Source organism: Flavobacterium sp. CYK-55 (genome assembly GCF_018413465.1).
Classification (GTDB): Bacteria; Bacteroidota; Bacteroidia; order Flavobacteriales; family Flavobacteriaceae; genus Flavobacterium.
The window spans coordinates 330,585-351,058 of the sequence record NZ_JAHCDK010000003.1; the positions used below are offsets into that span (position 1 = coordinate 330,585).

A 20,474-nucleotide genomic window follows, 5' to 3' on the forward strand; every position below is an offset into this window, starting at 1 on the left:
CCATGAACATCAATTCGGTCATAGCCAAAACCTATATTTTATCGAACAAAAAACTCACAGCGGTGGCGGTTTTGGGTGTGGTTTTGGGCATGTCTATTTATATTTTCATGAACAGTTTGATGGCCGGATTTGACAAAAGTTCAAGTGCCTCTATTTTTAAATCGACGGCGCACATTCGCGTTTATAAAGACGACGAAATCAGTTTACCGCTGATTGAAAATGCCCGAAAAAAATCCATTATTATCAATCCGAAAGTTGTTCCTATCAACAATACCATCATCAATCCGAATCAGGTGGTTGCTTCGATTTTAGAAATTCCCGAAGTAACTGTGGTAACACCGCAGGTAAATTCAAGTGTTTTTTACAACAACGGAAAATCGCAAATTTCGGGCTTAGCTGTAGGCATTAAACCCGACCAGGCGCAACAGATGTACAACATCAAATCATTTATGGTTGAAGGAAATTTTGATCAACTCAAATCAAATCCGAACAGCATTGTAATTGGCAGCGGAATTGCCCAAAAAATGAATTTAACCATCAACGACAATCTCAATTTAACGTCTTCTCGCGGCGTCAACAAAACCTTTAAAATTGTCGGGATTTTTAAAACCAACAACTCCAATACCGACAAAACCAAATCGTACATCAACATCAACAGCGCGCAACAATTGCTTCAAGAAGGATCCAGTTATATCACCGATATCAATGTCAATGTCATCGATCCGGAAAAAGCCGAAGAAATTGCATTGAAAATCAAAAACCTAACGCGCTATGAAGCCGAAGGTTGGAAGCAAAGCAACGAAACGCTTATGGCGGCCAACAAGATGCGGAAAATCATCATCACGTTTGTATCATTGACTATTTTGCTGGTAGCCGGTTTTGGGATTTACAACATTTTGAATATGACCGTTTCGCAAAAAATCAATGATATTGCCATTCTTAAAGCGATGGGTTTTAAAGGAATAGACGTGATCAGCATTTTTGTGACGCAAGCGGTTTCAATTGGTGTAATTGGTGTGTTGGGCGGAATGCTGCTGGCGATTATTTTGGTGACTTTACTCAAACGCGTTTATGTGGGCGGTGATATTGGTTATTTTCCGATTGATTATGAACCGCTTAAATTTATTCAAGGCATTGTCATCGGATTGGTCATTACCTTTTTTGCGGGTTATATTCCGGCCAAAAAAGCCGCAGGAGTTGATCCGGTTGAAATTTTCAGAAAATAAAATGAACATACTCGAAACACAAAATATTGGCAAAATCTTTTATCAACCAACTGAATTTGAGGTGTTGAAGCACATTACTTTTCAAGTAAAAAAAGGTGAGTTTTTGTCAATGATCGGAAAATCGGGCAGCGGAAAATCGACTTTGCTGTATATACTTTCAACCATGGATACCGATTATTCAGGCAAACTGCTTATTGACAACCAAATAGTTACTGGTTTAAATCAAGACCAATTGGCTGAAATCAGAAATGAAAAAATAGGCTTTGTTTTTCAGTTTCATTATTTGCTTCCGGAATTTACTTGTTTGCAGAATGTCATGATTCCGGCTTTGAAACTCGGCAAATATTCTTCAGAAGAAATCGAGCAACGCGCCTATAACAAACTCGATATTTTAGGATTAAAAGATCAAGCGCTCAAACCGGCCAGCAAACTCTCGGGTGGACAACAACAACGCGTGGCTATTGCTCGGGCGCTGATCAACGACCCGCTGATTATTATGGGCGACGAACCTACCGGAAATCTCGACAGTAAGAACACATCTATTGTGTTTGATATTTTTCAAGAACTCACCAAAAACTTCGGCCAAACCATTATTGCCGTTACTCATGATGATGATTTTGCGCGTAAAAGCGACCGAATTATTGAAATGAAAGACGGTATTATTATCAGTTAACTCCAGCTATACCAACTTAGCAATAAAAATGTTCAAGCAAACCTCAGATTGCTTACTTTTACTATGCTATAAAAATTAAAATAAACCAACCATGAGTTATTACCACATAAAAAATCTTGAGCAATACTTCAAACATTACAATAAATCTATTCGCGAACCCAGAAAATTTTGGGGCAAAATAGCCGAAGAAAACTTTACTTGGTATCAAACCTGGGAGAAAGTCATGGAATTCAACATGGCCGAAGCCGACATCAAATGGTTTTTGGGTGCCAAAGTAAATATTGTCAAAAACTGTATTGACCGACATTTATCAAAACGCGGCAGCAAAACAGCCATTATTTTTGAACCCAATGATCCCAGTGAAGAAGCGCAGCATATTACCTACAACGAGTTACATCAACGCGTTTGCAAAATGGCTAATGTGCTCCGTGAGCAAGGCATCAAAAAAGGTGATCGCGTGTGCATTTATTTGCCCATGATTCCTGAACTAGCCATTACAGTTTTGGCTTGCGCAAGAATAGGAGCCATTCACTCGGTGGTTTTTGCCGGTTTTTCGGCCTCGGCTGTGGCTTCAAGAATTGATGACAGCCAATGCAAAATGGTTATTACTTCAGACGGTGCTTATCGCGGAAATAAATCTATCGAGCTCAAATCAATTGTGGATGAAGCCATAGAGAAATGTCCGAGTGTTGAAAAAGTTTTGGTAGCCAAACGCACGCACATCAACATTACCATGAAAGAAGGTCGCGATATTTGGCTTCAACCGCTCGTTGATGCCGCTTCTGACAACAATGTTGCTGAGATTATGGATGCCGAAGATCCGCTCTTTATTTTATACACTTCAGGCTCTACCGGAAAACCTAAAGGTATGGTGCATACCACGGCGGGTTATATGGTGCAAACGGCTTATTCGTTTAAGAATGTTTTTAACTATGAAGAAAACGATATTCACTGGTGTACCGCTGATATTGGTTGGATTACCGGGCATTCGTATATTCTGTACGGACCGCTATTAAACGGAGCCACCACGGTTATTTTTGAAGGCGTTCCTTCGTATCCGGATTTTAGTAGATTTTGGGAAGTGATTGAAAAACATGGTGTGACCCAGTTTTATACGGCTCCAACTGCTATTCGTGCCTTGGCTAAAGAAAGCTTAGAATATGTACAACCTTATCCGCTGAGTTCACTCAAAGTAATTGGCTCTGTGGGCGAACCTATCAATGAAGAAGCTTGGCACTGGTATAATGACCATGTAGGAGGGAAGCGTTGCCCACTCGTAGACACTTGGTGGCAAACAGAAACCGGAAGCATCATGATTTCGCCTTTGGCCTTTGTAACACCCACCAAACCAACCTATGCTTCATTGCCTTTACCGGGTATTCAACCGGTTTTGATGGATGAAAAACGCAATGAAATTGAAGGCAACCAAGTTACCGGAAGTTTGTGCATTAAGTTTCCGTGGCCATCGATTGCCAGAACGATTTGGGGCGATCACCAACGATATAAAGAAACTTATTTCTCGACTTTTCCGGGGAAATATTTTACCGGTGACGGCGCTTTACGCGATGAAGTAGGGTATTACAGAATAACCGGTCGTGTAGATGATGTGATTATTGTTTCAGGACATAACCTCGGAACTGCTCCGATTGAAGATGCCATCAACGAACATCCGGCAGTGGCTGAAAGCGCGATTGTAGGCTTCCCGCATGATATCAAAGGAAATGCCCTTTACGGATACATCATCTTGAAAGAAATTGGCGAGACCCGCGATAAAAACAATGTGGCCAAAGAAATCAATCAGCTTATTTCAGATCAGATTGGACCAATTGCCAAACTTGATAAAATTCAGTTTGTTTCTGGCTTACCGAAAACGCGCTCAGGCAAAATCATGCGTCGAATTTTGAGAAAAATTGCCGAAGGTGACTTTAGTAATTTTGGCGACACAACCACGTTATTGAATCCGGAAATTGTGGATGAAATCAAAAACGGTAGAGTTTAAAATGTAAAAGAAAAGCGGACTTAAAAATCCGCTTTTTTATTTAGATACCCAAACGAGATTTGAGTTTTAAGAATAATAACGCCAACGAATAAGCTTCTTCAGCGGTTGAATATTGCTCGGCCTTTTCAATTTTATACAGCTTGCACAATTCGTCTACCGAAAAAGGTTTATCGGTAATATCATGAAGCTTTCTGTGCATGATTTCAACATCTAAAGCTTCATTTTTGAGGCGACTACACCCCATTTTATAGAGAGCTTCGTTGATCATATCAACATCAAAATGAATGCGATGACCTACCAAAACGGCATTGCCAATATACTCTATAAATGCTTGCATAGCTTCAGGTTCGTGCAGTTTGGTTTGTTGGCTTTCAATGATAAATTCATTAGACATTTCGTTGTCATGCAAGAATTTATATTGCAGTAGAATCACTTCAAAATGGTCTTGAATCACGATGCTGTTGTGCTCAACACCAATTCCGGCTATAGATAGGATGACATCTTTGGTTGGATTCAAGCCCGAAGTTTCTGTGCTGATGACTACAAATCGTGAAGATTTTTTCTCAAATTTTGAAATATATTGCTTCCAGAATTCGGGATATTCTTTGTTGATATTCTTAATCCAATCAAACATATTATGAGAATTGAGTCAGTTGAAATGAATCTTTGATTAATTCTTCAAGGTCGCGCATTGGTAAAAGGGCATTCTTAAGCACTTCGCGATCGTTTTTCGATAATTGTTCAATATTTATATACTGTCCTGAATCATCATTCTTCATCCCTTCAGTAACTCTAATCTTGGACAAAGCTTGAAAGGCTTCAGCACAATTTAGAAATATTTCAGCGTTTTTAGAATCAATCATCGCTAATTGCTTGAATCTTAAATAGGTATTATTGATTCCTTTGATGTGTAAACTCATCGTAAATAAACGCGCACCATCAATTAGAGGCATCAAACCGCGGGTTTTTATATCAAATTTATCTTTATTCGGGCCATCTTCTTCCAAAGCAAATTTCTTAAAAAAAGTGAGTGCTGAAGGCTTGCGCAAGGCATCATTCCCTAAATAATCAAAGAAAAGCTTCTTTTTGCGAACATTGTTAAAAATGACTTCGGTAATGGCTTCTTCAATTTTAGGCTCTCCGTAAGCAATCTCATAATCAAAAAAAATACTGCTGATTTCATTGCTGATTTCGCCTGGTGTATTCATCCAATTTTCATACTGCTTGATCCAATCTGTCAATGATTTACACCATAAAATATTACTTGAAATATGACCATTCGGACAAGGACTATAACCCACTTTTTCAAGAATACTGACTACTTTTTTTGACAATTTCAAAAAGTAATCTTTTACATCTCGATATTTGTCTGGTGCAACATCTTCAAAAACAATAATATGATCTTGATCTGTTAACAGTAATTGCTCTTTTCGTCCTTGACTGCCAATAGACAACAGAGCAAAACGGGCAGGAGAGGAACCGATTTCAAGAATTGATAATTCAACTGACCGTTTAATAATAGCTAAATTAATTTCACCGGTTATGTTGTTGATGTGTGCTAGTGGAATGTTCTTATTCAAAGAAGTTTGGATCATTTCGGTGAGTTTTGCGCGCACCCTTTTGAGATCTTTTGCATCTTGAGATCTTTTTATCTCTTTAATTAAAACACCTGGATTACTTGCTTGAGCTACAATAAGATCGTGCTCGGCTATAACACCTTTAATTTCAGATTTATCAGTTCCGTCTTGAGTGACACAAAGATGCGTAACATTGCCTTGTAGCATGAGCAATTGAGCTTCAGCCAAAGACACATTTTCAGGAACTGTTAATACAGGCGATGACATAATTTTATCAATAGTAGCACTAAAAGAAAATCTACCCGTGGCTACTTTTGAACGCATATCAGTATCAGTAACGATTCCGATAGGGATATTTTTTTCAGAAACGATAACACTATTGACCAAATTATCGGTCATGAGTTGAGCTACATCTTTGATAAAAGCTGTGGCTGATGTTTTAAGTGGTGTCTTATTGTATGAAAAAGATTGAAAATACTGTATTTCAGGCTGTTGACCTTGAAATATAACATTATCAGATAACAACTTGCCTTTATTTTGATCGCAGGGATTATTAGAATTGGTTGCAAAACTCTCGAGCAAGAAGTTTAAAACATCGGCGTTTTGGGCAACAAATGGTCTAAAAACGGCTATGGGGATAGCAAAAATTACACATTCTTCACGAGCTTTTGCTGTCATCATGTAATTGTTTTTTGCAAAAAAAGGACGCAAGCCAAATACATCGCCAGAAACACATTTATTAAGAAAAGTTTCTTCAGCATCAGCAATAACTGATAAATTAATGATACCCGAAGCTACCGTGTAAAAACTATCATGTAAAACATCATCAATTTTAAAAAGAGTTTTGTCTTTTTCTAAATTAATCACATGAATACTAGATGCAACAATTTTTAGTTCGTCAGCCGACAAATAATTAAATGGCGGATAATTCTTTAGAAAACTTGCAATTCGGTCAATAATAGCATTCATTCATATAATGGTTAAAACATCAACAAAAATAATAAACCTCAAGAGGTTAAGAGTGTATGACCTGATAGAATGTGAATATCTTTTCCAGATTGTTGAAAGGTTTTGTTCTTTGTTTTTTTATTTTACATAATATAAATTATAATTTAAATAGATTATTCGAAAACAACAACTAAAACGTGTGTTATATCTTACATTTTCATGATATTACTGCATTTCATCGATAAAATAGTTAATTTTTAACCGTTAATCGATAATAATTGCTTTTCGTCGATATATTTGTAACGCATCTGATGAACCCCAACATTCAAGATGCCTCAAAAAGCTATATAAATCTTAACCTACTAACTTATGAAGAAGTTTACATCTCTATTGGTATTGCTTCTATGGATTTTTGGAAGTGCGCAAACAAATACGGTAAGTTACACGCCGTCGACAGCTGTTTTTTCAAACCCAGAAAGAGGTTTCTACAGATATACAGCAACCCATTCAGGTTCGTATAACAGTCTGAACCAAACAACTTTAACCAATTATCGCTTAAACAATAACATTACTTTAATATTCAGATATTTCTATATGGAGGAATTCTTAAATGCTCCGATATCTGATGCTTTTTTGGCTAACGTTCAAAGTGATTTTAATAAAATTAGAAATGCAGGTCTGAAGTGTGTTATTCGATTTGCATATACTTCTGATGAAGATGCTCCGCAAAAAGATGCCTCAAAAGCACAAATTTTAGCACACATTCAACAATTACGACCAATCCTTCAAGCCAATGCAGATGTCATCAGCGTTATGCAGGCCGGATTTATTGGCGTTTGGGGCGAATGGTATTACACTAGTCAGCCGGAATTTGGCGGCTGGGGTTATAATCAAACTGATTTGACTACCGGAAATAACAACCACAGAAAAGATATCTTGAATGCAATTCTGACAGCACTTCCTGCTAATAGAATGGTTCAGGTAAGATACCCTTCATTCAAGCAAGGTTCATATTCACAATCAGCATTAAATGATAGCCAGGCTTTCTCACAAACCAATTTAGCTAGAATTGGTCATCACAACGATTGCTTTTTAGCGAGTGCTACTGATTACGGAACTTATGAAAATGTAAGTCAACAATATCCTTATTTAGAACAAGACACTAAATTCGTTCCTATGGGTGGTGAAACGTGTAAACTCAACTCACCAAGATCCGATTGCTCAACAGCCATGTACGAGATGGCTAAATTTCACTGGTCATTCTTAAATATTGATTATTTTCCTGGAGTGATTGATGGTTTTACAACCAACAACTGCTTTGCTGATATTCAAAAAAAACTTGGCTATAGATTTGAGCTTAACAGTGCAACTTTTCCTCAATCGGCAACTATTGGGAGTACTGTTCCGGTAACTTTAAAAATAACCAATCAAGGTTATGCAACTCCATACAATCAAAGAACAGTTTACTTGATCCTCAAAAATCAAACTACAAATCAAATCTATTCAATACCTATGGCTACCGATCCTAGAAAATGGCTTGGTCCAAATCAAATAACTATTTCTGAAAATCTTAATCTTCCGGCCAATATTACCAACGGAAGTTATAAATTATACTTAAGTATACCTGATGCAGACACCGCATTATCAACAAGACCAGAATATGCCATTCGTTTAGCTAATGAAAACACTTGGGAAAACACCACCGGATACAATAACCTAAATTATACCCTTAACATTACCAATGCCTTATCAGTTTCGACGCATGAAAGAATTGATATGAGCATTTATCCGGTTCCAGCACAAAATATCATCAACATTGACTTTGAAGGCATCCAAGATTATGAGATAAATCTATATAATTCACTTGGGCAATCAATCAAAACAGCTAAGTCAATAGATTCAAACATTGTTTCAATAGATGTAAGCAACATTGACAACGGGTTGTATTTTATTGAATTTATAAAGGACGGAAATCGAGATACTCGAAAAATCATCGTCAAACATTAACCTTACCCTAATCTATTTTTAACCATAAACTTATCCTAATTATGCTAACACTACTACTACTCTACAAACTCAGACAACTTGTTTTGTCAATGTAAAAACAGTCCTTGCTGAAGTTATAAACAGCTCAAAAGCAGAATGTTAAAAACTTTTTTGCTGTCTAAAAATGTGTGTTTTATGTTAAAAACACTAATTTAAAAGGAATAATTCTTACAAAAACATAGTATTTAAGCAATTCATCGATGAAATATGACATCAATATGATTTCATCGATGTTTTTTGTATTTAAACTTATTTTATGTTTGCATCGATCATTTAAATCATTTACCCAAACAATGGTTTAATTAAACCTGCAAACATTATGAAAAATAAACTTAGTTTTCTGGGCTTATTGTTTTGCATGACAATGAGCGCTCAAAATGCAACTGTAAATTACATTGCATCCGATGCGGTTTTTCCTAATCCTGAAAGAGGTTTTTACAGATATTCGTCTGCACACACCGGCGCATACAATCCGTTAGATCAAAGTTTTATTACAAGCTTTAGAACTTCAAACAACATAACTTTAATTCACAGAGAGTTCAGATTACGTGATTTTTTATACTCGCCTATATCTGAGAGCTACTTAACCAATGTTCAAAATGATTTTAATAAAATCAGAAATGCTGGTTTAAAATGCATTATAAGATTTGTTTACTCAAATGATGATAGTATAGAGCCACGTGATGCTACCAAACAAATGATTCAAACTCATATCGGACAACTCGCGCCATTACTACAAAACAACTCAGATATTATTGCTCTCGTTCAAGCCGGATTTATTGGCGCTTGGGGCGAATGGTACGCAACCAGTCAAGCCGAATTTGGAGGCTATGGCTACAATCACACTGATTTAACCTCAACAAATATTCAGCACCGCAAAGACATTATCACATCATTGCTCAATGCTATTCCAACAAACAGAGCTGTTCAGCTGCGATATCCAGCTTTTAAAATGACTGCCTATTCAACAAATCCTGTAGCTAATTACCACATGCTGGCGGGCTCAGTTTTGGCTCGACTCGGACACCACAACGATTGCTTCTTGGCTACTGATACTGATTATGGTACATATGATGATGTAGCTGTTGAATATCCTTATCTTGAATTAGATACCAGATACACTCCAATGGGTGGAGAAACTTGTTTACTCAACTCACCGCGCACAGATTGTACTACAGCTATTTCCGAAATGAAAAAATTTCACTGGTCATTTTTAAATGCTGATTACAATACTGATGTTATCGATGAGTTTATTGCACAAAATTGCTATAGTGAGATCGAAAAAAATCTGGGTTATAGATTTCAATTAATTTCAGGTATTTTTCCACAAGCAGTTAACCTTGGGAATTCTTTACCTATTACACTAAAACTAAAAAATCTGGGGTATGCTGCACCTTTTAATGAACGAAAAGCTTATCTTATTTTAAAAAATACAACCACCAACACTACCTACTCTATTCGATTAAGTTCTGATCCTAGACTGTGGTTGGGGCCAAACGAGATTTCAATTTCTGAAAATCTAACTTTACCCTCAAATATTATCGCTGGCACTTATAAGTTGTATTTGAGTTTACCCGATAGTGCTCCTACTCTGGCCTCACGATCTGAATATGCTATTCGATTTGCCAATAACAACATGTGGGAATCAACAACAGGTTTTAATAATTTAAATTTTACTCTTAATATTAGTCCTGCTGTATTAGCAAACGCTGATTTTTCAAAATTAAATGTTACCCTATATCCAAATCCGGCTTCGGAGTTTTTAACTGTTGAAATGGATCAGCTTGAAGATTATCAGATTACCTTTTATAATGCATTAGGTCAAAAAATAAATCTTGAATCTTTTTCGGCACAAACCGGTATACAAAAGTTTAGCACCGCAAATCTGAGTGATGGTATGTATTTTATTGACCTTGCCCTAGGGAATTATCACGATACCAGAAAAATCATTATCAGACATTAAACCTACACCAACCAAAAAAAGGGATTATCATCAGACAATCCCTTTTTTATTATCGAACCTTTTTGTATTTAGGCTTAAAGTTGTGCTTAATTCCGAATTGAATATTGTTTGAGTAAAATTTTGATTGTTCAAATATTTCAAAACCTAAAGTCAATGCGGTATAATCAAATAACTGATATGATGCCGATGAGCTGAATCTAGCAAAATGTGAAGCAAAACTGTCAAAGAAATAACCACCTTCAATTCTTGACTGGAATGTATCAGTTTTGTATTCCCAACCAAGACCTCCTCCACCATAAAGTCTGTTTTTTACCATCCAATACGGATATCCCAACGACATATCACGAGAGCCATAAGAAACTTGTGACTCTAAGAAAGGTAAAAGTTTTGATTTTTTCGGTTCGCCATTATCCCACAAAACACGAGTAGTTAAAGCTAAATTATAAGATTGATCATACTCATCAACTCTTGTACTGCCATCAGGCAAAGGTGTTCTGATTTGCCGCAGAGATTTACTCATTGCACTTTGAATAAAATGACGCTCAGGATTAATCACCGGGCCAATGGTATCTCTGCTCAACAAGCCATCCGTGTAATAATGTCCTTCAAAGGCAAACGATACATTAAAGTGTTTGAGTATATACATATCTTGATAGGCAATCAAATGAATTTGATACATCTTTTGGTTTAATCCACCGGCAGTTTCAACCGGTAAAGCACTCAATTCAGCAGAACGATATTGCTTGTCTTTTGCTTGATTAAAACCAATGCTTCCTTGCGGATATGCTCTGGCAAATTTATCAATCTCAAATCGTCCTCTTGCCCAGTACTGCGGCTTAGATTCACGCTGTGCGGTGGTAAATTTATACTCCATACCAACTAAATAATTATCAAAATTATCTTCGTAGACACGATCAGTAAAATCAAGTTTGTAGTATTTAGAATAAGTTATACCTACACTGTGAATTTGATTTTTCTGGTTGTAAAAATTATAACTGAATAGATTTTTCTGAATTTGAGGATTTTTTTGATTGGTTTCAAGCGATGTTTTAAAATCGATGAAGTTACCATGAGCCAATCTTATTTCTTTGGTTAATTTCTTGAGCACATCAGGATAAAACAGAGCTGCATGATGAGCAATCAAATCTTGTTGCAAGTTGGCTTTTTCAAACAAAACATCGCGATTGAGCACCTTTCTAAGTTCTTCTTTTTCAAAACTGTCATGCAATGAATTAGCCAACACCCACGAATCTTTGAATCGGCCTTGTTCATGATAAATATTAGCCATTAAAATAGAAGCAATTTCATCTTCAGGATGCTTAGCAATGTATTCTTTATACAAGGGCTCAATTTCTTTTGATTTACCTGATTCAATATACCAGTTCATCTTTTGAACAAAATCAATTTCATTGCTGTAGTCTGACCATTCAATAGCTTTCTCATAGTTACCGTTATCGGCAAATAACCAAGTAATCTGAGTTGCTATATCACTCCATTCTGCTAAGGCTTTTTTATCTTTTAGTTCATTATATGCCTCGTCCGGATTGAATTGCAATAAATGTTTAATGTAATCTTTGTAGTTCTGTGGAGTTGGCTCAAGCTTATACAATGATTTGCGCGCTTCTTTTATTTTTAAATTATATTCTTCGCTATCAAAATTAACGATATAATTTTTGATTAAAGATTTATCTTCAGGTGACACTTTCATTTGCTCACTCATCCAACGTTCTTTATCAACATCGGTTTTGTATCCGAGTTGTTTATCTAACTCTTTTGAATACATTACGTTGTTTTTGGATGGATATTTAGCCACATGCTCTTCATACATTTTCCAGATATCCAAAGCTTTATCATCCCAAGATAGATAAGTCATATACTTGTTCCAAACAATCGGATCAATTTCTGGCGTGGTCAACATTTTGTTTTTTAATGCTGCCATTTCATCCTTGTGTTTTTTCTCGGCCAATTCAGCATAAAATGACCCTGACGCAAAGTTTTTGACATCAAGTTTATACTGTGCAAAATCAGCGCGTATAGCATTCATGATAGCCGCTATTTTGGTTCTTTCCTTTGGTTTTCGATACAACAAATCCGGTAAAGTCAATTTAGATTTATTTGAATAAACCGAAATCAACCAACCATCCATGAGCGGTGTTTTACCGTACAAAACCGATTGACTTCTGAGACTTCCTTCAATTTTATCAGCATTTTCGTTGCTCACAAAAATGAACCAATATTCCTTGTCTTGATTCCCAGCTCCGATTTGTTTTACCGTGTAAAAACCTTTTTCGATTTCATGACTAAATCTTGATGCGCGCCAATTCATAACAATGTCGCCACCAACTTCGCCATTTACAAAGCGCATTTGCGGATAAAAACTAGTCATTTGTTTCATAAAAACTTTAAACTCTGGAAACATAGCTTTGTCAGAGTTTTTTGACTTTCTCCATCCCAAATTTAACCCGTTGCGCAAACTGTAACCACCGGCCCTTTTATCAGCCGTTGCAGGAATTTGATAAATATCGTCCGGATGTACAAAATGGGTCCAAATTCCGGTAAATAAATACATCGAATGTATGGCATATCGCTCAGTATCGCTAAAATAAAACCCACTTGAAATACGCGGATAATCAAACATGCGTTTGTCGTATGGATCGTAATCAAACTCTCTGTCTCCGCCTTCATCTTTTTGTCCTAAAAACAAGCTGCACATATATTTTATAGAGGGCATGGCGTCTTTGAGCGTCTTAACGCCCATGGCATCAATCTCATTTGAAGGCGGAACATAGGTTGCCGGTAATTTCCCGTAATCACTAAGCTCCCATTTTTTCTTAACCGTATTCATGGCAGTAGGAATAAACTTGGTATTTCTCCATAAATGTTTGGTGAGCGATACGTGGTTATAACCGTGAAAAGCAAGTTCATGCCCATTCTTTTTAACATCATTAACCAACCAATCCGGCAACGGTTCTGATTTTTCTTTGGTTTTTATTTTTCGGGAATTCCATTGATCAAGCGTGAATGGAGGAACAATTTTGTTGCGGTAGTCAAACGTAAGCATCGCAGCGTAAGGAATTTTGTATTCTTTACCTAAATCACGCATATCAGGCCACCAAATTTTAGAAACAAAATCTGCTGTTGTCATATCCATTTCTGATTTAACCGGTTCGGCTTTGATATCGTATTGCGGTGCCGGAAAATCGTCTAAGAAAATGGTTGCTGTATTGGCTATCGGATACGGAATTCCCTCTAGCCCACGCAATACTCCTGCAAACAAAAATCCGCGATCAATTTTACCAAAATCACCTGATGTATTTAAAAACAAAACGCGTCCGGCACCAATAGAGTTTTCTATTATTGCCGGATATTTTGGATTGTTCATGGCAGTGGCCAAAACTTTTATTTTACTTGAAAAATTCTGCGCTGCAAAACCAAACAACTTCATCTTATTGGCATAGGTTCTGTCTTTCATACCGGGCAACATAGGGCTGTTGAAATAAAAACCGGTCGCTTTGGTATCTGTTGCATATTCTGCTTCAGGCTTGAATCCCAGAAGATAAGCCATGCGCCGATCTTCATCAGCAAAAGGTATAAATAATGTACCTCCGGCACTCACAAAATCAAGTAACTTCGGAATAGATGCATCGCTTAGTTTTTTGGTATTGTATAACATGATAACACGAGTAGTCGCAGCAATTTTAGGACTGGCATTCCAGCTGTCAACAGGTATACAGTAAAAAGGCATTTTGGTATAATCACAAGCTTTACGAACTTCAGAATTATATAAAACACTATACTTCATTGTCGGATCATAAATTGACTGTATCACCGGTCTGGCACTCAAACTTGGCTTTGTGTAGCGTTTAAATCCGCTTCCTTTTTCTTGTCCGTCTTTGTTGTTGAATAAATCAATCTTTTGCAATTCAGACCAATCTTCTATTCCTTCACAGCCAAGAAAACTCAGTGCAAGAAAGACCAATAAAAGGTATCGCATTAATATAGGTTTACATACTAACTTCATGCTTAAAAAATTAAATCTGAAATTTTACTTTGTCTCGGTTCATTGACAATCTCATATACTTTTAAGATTCTGCTTTTGTAAAATAAATTCACAGTTCTTCCGCGTCGGCGAAGCAATTTGATATTGTTTATCAATAAGTTTTGGTATTGTTTATTTTCGGCAAAGACATTTTTTTCATCAATACAATCCGCACTGAGTACAAAAACCAATACGCTTTTGGCTAATGAATATTCAGGGTTTCTGACCAAAAACATGGGATCTTTTTTGTTTTTTGTATTGATGGAATCTATGCTCGGATAATCTTTGACAAAAAAATCATAGTTCATAAAGAAATGCGAATTGTTACTGATTACCTGTGCCGAAGGGTCATTAACAACACAATATGAATGATTGAAAAAAGTCTGAGAAATTTTATCGTAAGCATTCAGAATTTGTTTCGGAGTTTGGTCAGACACGGTTAACGCATTGATTCCTTTTTGCTGATAAAACACTGCTGCATACAACATCAATCCATAAATTACCGCAACGGTCAACGGGCTGTATTTTTCGAATCGTTCAAAAATCAGATTAAATATGCGCATCAAAACGGCAAGGTTTAAACCAATAATAATCGGGATAAAAACCGAAAGCGAATTGTTGAGCATATCAATATCCAACCATTCACTCTTAACAAAAGTTAAGGCAATCAAGAAGTTGAAATAGGCATAAAAAGCCAGAGTTGCACGCCAATTGTCTTTCTTAATCAAAACCAGTAATAGAACTAAAACTAATCCGAAAACTGTACTCCATTGTGCTATTCTGATGATCTCACTATATGGAACAATAAGCTGAGGCACATAGGTATATGAACTTACCGAGAGTAAATTTGTTTGCAAATAATCAACTAATTCAATTCGCTGATAATAACAGGCATATTGATACACCGCACCGAGTGAAAGCAATGCCATAATATAGGCTCCGATAGCTATCAAATTGTGGCGCTTACTTTTGATTTTAGTGAAGAAAAATGCAATGATTAAAAATGGAGGAATGAGTACACAAAGCGTAAACAAATCGGTCAAGCCAATAGCAATAAAAACTGCCATAAAAGCCATAAAGTAATTCCATTTATTTGCACGAAGTACATTTGGGTTAAGGTACATTACAAAGGCAGGTAAGGCAAAGGTCAAAGCCATAAAAGTTGGGTTGGCTTTGAGTAAAAAATATACATTAAGTGGTGTGAGTACATAAACCAAGCTAAAGAACAAAGCTGCTACTGAAGGCGCGATAAACTTTGAAGGTGTGAGCTTATTGATTACCCAAAAAATCACAATGGCCAGCAAAGTAGATTCAAGAATAGCAATAACTTGTAAAGCTATTGTTGGACTGACATCTGTAATTTTTCCGTAGAAATTAGCCAAAATAAGTTCGGCATCAGTATTTAACTCAAAAGTAAACCAATATTGATTGTCAAACTGAATTAAGTGGTTTAAGTCATTAATCCAAGCGTCTGACAACGAATAATTATCATAAATAATAAAGTAATATCTACTCAAGAATGTGGTGATTCCCAATACAATGGTGATCATTAAAATGAGCATGTTGCTGTCTTTCTTTTTCTTGTTTCGGTTAACGCTAAACCAAAACCAAAATGATTTTTCGTTCTCAACGTTGCGCAAAAAAGTAAGTAACCCTGTTTTGATATGCTCTCTAAAATAGACACGTGGTGTTTTAAGATTTTCAATTCCGATCATATCAATTCCTAAAATCAGGGTAAAAATGAAGAAACAATTAAACAAATTATAAGCGCTTACCTCGACCAAAACGAATAAAGTAATGATGAGCATGGCGGCGTATCGAAACCAATTGAGCACGATAAAATCCATGAAATGAACGTGCTTGGAAACACTAACGAATTTTCGATTCAGATAGAACAAGAAGAGTAATATAAAGCAAAGCCTTATAAAACCCATCAAGATCGAACTGGTGAGAAACATCATCATATTGTGTTACTTTTTAAATTTGGGTAAGGTTTGTAAATCAATATTTCCGATAAAATAATAATGCTTAGTTTGAACTAAACGATCTTTAACTTCAGAAACCAGATTCTCTGTATCGGCATATTCTATAATAATCACTGGTATTTTAAAAGATTGATGAATTTTGTCAAGCTCACCCAAATATTTTTCAAAAGCTTCTTGCTTTTTTAATTTGTATTGTTTGGTTTTAAAATCGTAGTCGGTTGCCACAGATTCAACTGCTACTGCATCAACAAACGAATTACTGTCTGGCAATAATTCTAAACCGGCATTTTGAATAAACATCTTTTTAGGATATTTTTCCTTAATGAGTTTCATCAGCTCTATAATTCCGGCTTTTTGTTCTTTTTGAGGACCATGAATGGTATAATTATCAAAATTGTCTAAGAACAAACCGTCATAGCCTTTTTCAAAAATCTCATCTACAATAAGCATAAGCGTTTCAATGGTTTTTTTCTTACTCAAATCAAGATAGTGACTGTTCCAAATCTTGTTCTTTCCTAGAGTTAGCTTTTTGAGCTCGTCGTAATGCGGAGCATTTTCATTGACTTCACCTAAACTAATATAGGCAAATACCTTTTCATTCTGCGATTTAAAAACCCTGATATTACTCGGAAAATAATGCTTTGATTCAACAATAAGGTATTTGTAACCTTTGATTGTTTCAGGATTTAGTTTTCCGTAACAAACCAGTACGCTGTCTTTTCGCATATCTTTTCTGAATGAATTGAAGATAAATATCAACGGAATGATAAAAAGTAAGTACTTAATATGCCGCATAATAATGATAATCCAGGTTTTTAAAATATTCAGTCATAGCCTTAAGTGTGATGGCTACAAATACAGCAGCGCCACAAAACATTCCAAGCACACTGTATTCATATGACCAAAAACGACTCAGGAAAAACCCCAAAACAATATTGAATAAGCAGGCATACACAATGGCTTGCAAAGGTCGTTTTGCTTGGCCCAAGGTAAACAAATACAATGAATTGAGCATTCCCCATGCCAACAAAACATAGCCTGCTCCGCCAATAACGCATACTTTAATACTTAATCTAACCAAAGTTTCTTTGAACTGACCCTCAAAACCCCACGAGGCATTAATGATATAGTATATAAGCACAAAAGCCAAAGCACTACTAACAAAAAGAATCAAAATCTGTTGCCAATACATCTTTTTGATTTGGTTGTTGAAATCTTCCGGGGTTTTATGATCGGTAATTTTTTGGCCAATATCAATAAAGCGAGTAAAAGATGCTATGCCGTATTCCATAACACCGGCCAAAAGTAAAAACACCAAAATAGCCAAGTCCATACCTAGTTCATAATTCTTTTCAAAATAAATCAGAAAAGGCAAATTGCCATTAATTCCGGATGACCATGCTAAAATACGGTCGATAAAAATAAAAACATAAACAAAAATTCCGTAAAAGAAATATTGATAATTATGGTACAACAAAACCGGTACTTTTATTTTATCTCCAGTAATTGATTTTTTGTTTTTGGTCAGTTTTTTAAAGTACAGAACCAGAAATATTTTGGTGATTAATATTGCTACACCAATACCAATCCAATGGGTAAAAAAGATCATCAACTGTGTAGTTTCTTTGAGAAAAATTGCAACCGCAGTTCCGCAAAAAATAGCAAAAGTAATCATCCATCTTTGTTTGATGGTGTGTAAAGGCGCGAGCATCAAAAGTAACATCCCTACAAAAAAAGCATAGGCAAATACAATAAAAAGAACCTCGTACGGATAAATATGGAAGAAAAAATTAACCAAGAAAATCGCGGTCAAGACAAAGAAAATAGACAGCATACCAACTTTGTGCAAATAATTGATGGTTTTATTGGTCATCTTATAATCTTGATAGTTCCAATAAAATGAGGCTTGTTTTCCAATAACTTGAACAAATCCACCAGTTGATATGAGCCCTACAATTACTCCCAAAACTACTGCTGTTGATTGTATTTCGTTGAATCCGACAAAAGTCCAAAGTGAATAGCCAAATAAAATAATGGCCGCAATTTGCATGAGTACCGGCAATAGGTGAAAAATCCCTAGTGAATAATACTGTGCAAAAATTTTAGTTTTGAGCTTGAAGTAATCTTTGAGTTGGATTATTTTGGGCTGAGTAGCCTCGACCTCAATTTCTTTGGCATTTTTAGAGCCAATATAATATGGGTCATTGTTGAGCTCGTAAAATACTAAGTCGGCTAAATCCTTGATTGAATTAAAACCATAGTCATCCATAGTATCCTTTTCGCGAATACCCAACGACTCAATCGTGGCTTCGACAACCTGACTACTAACGGGCTTGCCAACTTTATCCTTAGTCTGCTCGATTAAGGATTTGATGTTTCTGTAATGATGTTCCATTGTAGATTGGGGATCTATTTTGGTTAAGTTACTAAAAAACTATATTGTTGTTCTTAGGATGCTTCCATAGCCTCTTGTTCTAAGTGAGTATTGAGATAAATTGGCTCATGTGCTTTTTTGTTCATCACAAAATCATAAGCAACCTCGTACTCTTTAATGAATTTATCAATTGTAAAATTATCCAACACTTTTTTTCTTGCCGCTGCTCCCATTTTCTTTCTCAAAGCTTCATCTTGTAGCAGAGTGACTACGCTTATTCCGATGGATTCGTAATCTTTTGGTTTGCAAATAAAACCGCAACTTTCGTCAAGAGCTTCTGTTACTCCGCCTACATCAGTAGCAACCACGGGGATTCCACAACTCATTGATTCAAGAACTGTATACGGAAACCCTTCAGAAATCGAGGTCAAGATAGAAATATCTCCTTCACAAAACAACTGGTGTGGTTTATCGTGGTATCCGGCCAAAAAGAAATTGTCTTCTAAACCTAATTTTTTGATCAAGTCACGACATTCTTTGGTGTATTCCGGAACAGCGTTGTTATCACCGTATACCAAATAACGAACGTTTGGAATCGATCGTTTGGCTACTTCACATGATTTAATCATGGTGATCACATCTTTAAGCTCAAAGATACGTGCTGCTGCTACTACGGTTGGAACACCTTCAAGGGCAACTGGTTTCGGGCTAGGAACAAACAAATCAGCATCAATACCGTTGTAAATTACATCTATTTTGTTGGGATGTGCTCCGTATTTTTTCTCCCAAATCATGTTAAACTTATTTACCGACAGAATAATATCAGCTTTGTAATAAACTAATTTAGTAATGCATTCTGAAAAGCGAATCAACAAGTTCTTTAAGAAAAATGAATATTCCGATGAATTGATTGCAATCAATCGCTCGCGAATAAAAACACCGTGTTCAGTAGCCATAATTGGCGTTCCGTATTTGTATTTCAAAACTAGCGCAGGAATAACCGGAAAACCCGAAAGCGTTAAATGCGAAATGTCAACTTTGGGAACATCAATTGATATGGGTAACATGAATCGATAAATCCAACGCATACCCACAGTGAAATCATATAAAGTGGCTTCGTAGTGATTGTCCTTGCGAATCACTTCAGAAACTGTTTTGCAGAAACAATTCCAAACCGCCTGACTACGCATGGTTTTTTTGTAATCGTGGTTTTGAAAAAATTGCCACATATCAAAGATAGTGTCGTCAATTTCTTCAATATCAGCATCGGCATTGTAAATATGTGCCAACAATCTTTCAAAGATCGGAATAAATTCATCGGCAATAGCCTGGTCGTCTTCCTGTTCTTTTCTGTTGACGGCTTTGTAGTATTTTTTACTTCCATAGCTCAACAATTCCTGAGGCTCTAACGGAGACCACATCGGAACTTGAATAACATCCTTGACGTTTTCACTCAAAACATATTTTGATTTCTGTTCAAAATCTGCATTGATTGAATACAATGTATAATTCACGTTGCGAACCTGATTACACAGCATGTGCGCCCATGTAGAAACGCCTCCGCCATTAAACGGATAGGTGCCTTCTAAAATGAGCATTACATCGTACTTGTTCTTCATAATATGTCGGTTTAAGCTGGGGGTG

12 protein-coding genes are annotated in these 20,474 nt (G+C 36.2%); 5 read left to right on the top strand and 7 right to left on the bottom strand.

Going from position 1 to position 20,474, the window contains the following annotated elements; genetic code table 11:
• Positions 1–2 precede the first annotated feature (2 nt).
• The 3 genes from KIH23_RS06065 (at position 3) to acs (ending at position 3,898) form a co-directional block, all read left to right on the top strand.
• Complete coding sequence (locus tag KIH23_RS06065; protein ID WP_213212025.1) at positions 3–1,226, top strand: ABC transporter permease; 1,224 nt, start codon at positions 3–5, stop codon at positions 1,224–1,226.
• A gap of 1 nt (position 1,227) precedes the next feature.
• Entirely contained in the window at positions 1,228–1,899 is a 672-nt protein-coding gene (locus KIH23_RS06070) for an ABC transporter ATP-binding protein (protein WP_213212027.1), read from the top strand.
• Positions 1,900–1,990: 91 nt separating this feature from the next.
• Positions 1,991–3,898 (top strand): acetate--CoA ligase, encoded by a 1,908-nt coding sequence (acs, locus tag KIH23_RS06075; protein WP_213212029.1) that lies wholly within the window; start codon positions 1,991–1,993, stop codon positions 3,896–3,898.
• A 40-nt stretch (positions 3,899–3,938) separates the two neighbouring features.
• On the opposite strand, the gene KIH23_RS06080 is transcribed toward acs, so the two are convergent.
• Both KIH23_RS06080 and KIH23_RS06085 read right to left on the bottom strand, forming a co-directional pair.
• Positions 3,939–4,532 (bottom strand): PolC-type DNA polymerase III, encoded by a 594-nt coding sequence (locus tag KIH23_RS06080; protein WP_213212030.1) that lies wholly within the window; start codon positions 4,530–4,532, stop codon positions 3,939–3,941.
• A gap of 1 nt (position 4,533) precedes the next feature.
• A complete protein-coding gene (locus KIH23_RS06085; protein ID WP_213212032.1) occupies positions 4,534–6,444 on the bottom strand; it encodes a DUF294 nucleotidyltransferase-like domain-containing protein in 1,911 nt (636 codons plus the stop codon).
• Between the two features lie 348 nt (positions 6,445–6,792).
• Here KIH23_RS06085 and KIH23_RS06090 point away from each other — a divergent pair, with 348 nt between their 5' ends.
• Positions 6,793–8,430 (top strand): DUF4832 domain-containing protein, encoded by a 1,638-nt coding sequence (locus KIH23_RS06090; RefSeq protein ID WP_213212034.1) that lies wholly within the window; start codon positions 6,793–6,795, stop codon positions 8,428–8,430.
• 358 nt (positions 8,431–8,788) lie between these two features.
• On the top strand, positions 8,789–10,432 hold the full coding sequence (locus KIH23_RS06095; RefSeq protein ID WP_213212036.1) for a DUF4832 domain-containing protein: 1,644 nt from the start codon (positions 8,789–8,791) through the stop codon (positions 10,430–10,432).
• A 49-nt stretch (positions 10,433–10,481) separates the two neighbouring features.
• Here KIH23_RS06095 and KIH23_RS06100 read toward each other — a convergent pair whose 3' ends face one another.
• The 5 genes from KIH23_RS06100 to pelF form a co-directional block, all read right to left on the bottom strand.
• Positions 10,482–14,426, bottom strand: a complete 3,945-nt coding sequence (locus tag KIH23_RS06100; RefSeq protein ID WP_213212038.1) for a DUF2194 domain-containing protein — start codon at positions 14,424–14,426, stop codon at positions 10,482–10,484.
• Positions 14,427–14,455: 29 nt separating this feature from the next.
• Complete coding sequence (locus KIH23_RS06105; protein ID WP_213212040.1) at positions 14,456–16,318, bottom strand: hypothetical protein; 1,863 nt, start codon at positions 16,316–16,318, stop codon at positions 14,456–14,458.
• Between the two features lie 123 nt (positions 16,319–16,441).
• A complete protein-coding gene (locus KIH23_RS06110) occupies positions 16,442–17,182 on the bottom strand; it encodes an endo alpha-1,4 polygalactosaminidase (protein WP_213212041.1) in 741 nt (246 codons plus the stop codon).
• Between the two features lie 55 nt (positions 17,183–17,237).
• Positions 17,238–18,851 carry a hypothetical protein gene (locus KIH23_RS06115; RefSeq protein ID WP_213212043.1) on the bottom strand — a complete coding sequence of 538 codons (1,614 nt, stop codon included), beginning with the start codon at positions 18,849–18,851 and terminating at the stop codon, positions 17,238–17,240.
• 53 nt (positions 18,852–18,904) lie between these two features.
• Entirely contained in the window at positions 18,905–20,449 is a 1,545-nt protein-coding gene (pelF, locus tag KIH23_RS06120; protein WP_213212045.1) for a GT4 family glycosyltransferase PelF, read from the bottom strand.
• Positions 20,450–20,474: the final 25 nt, after the last annotated feature.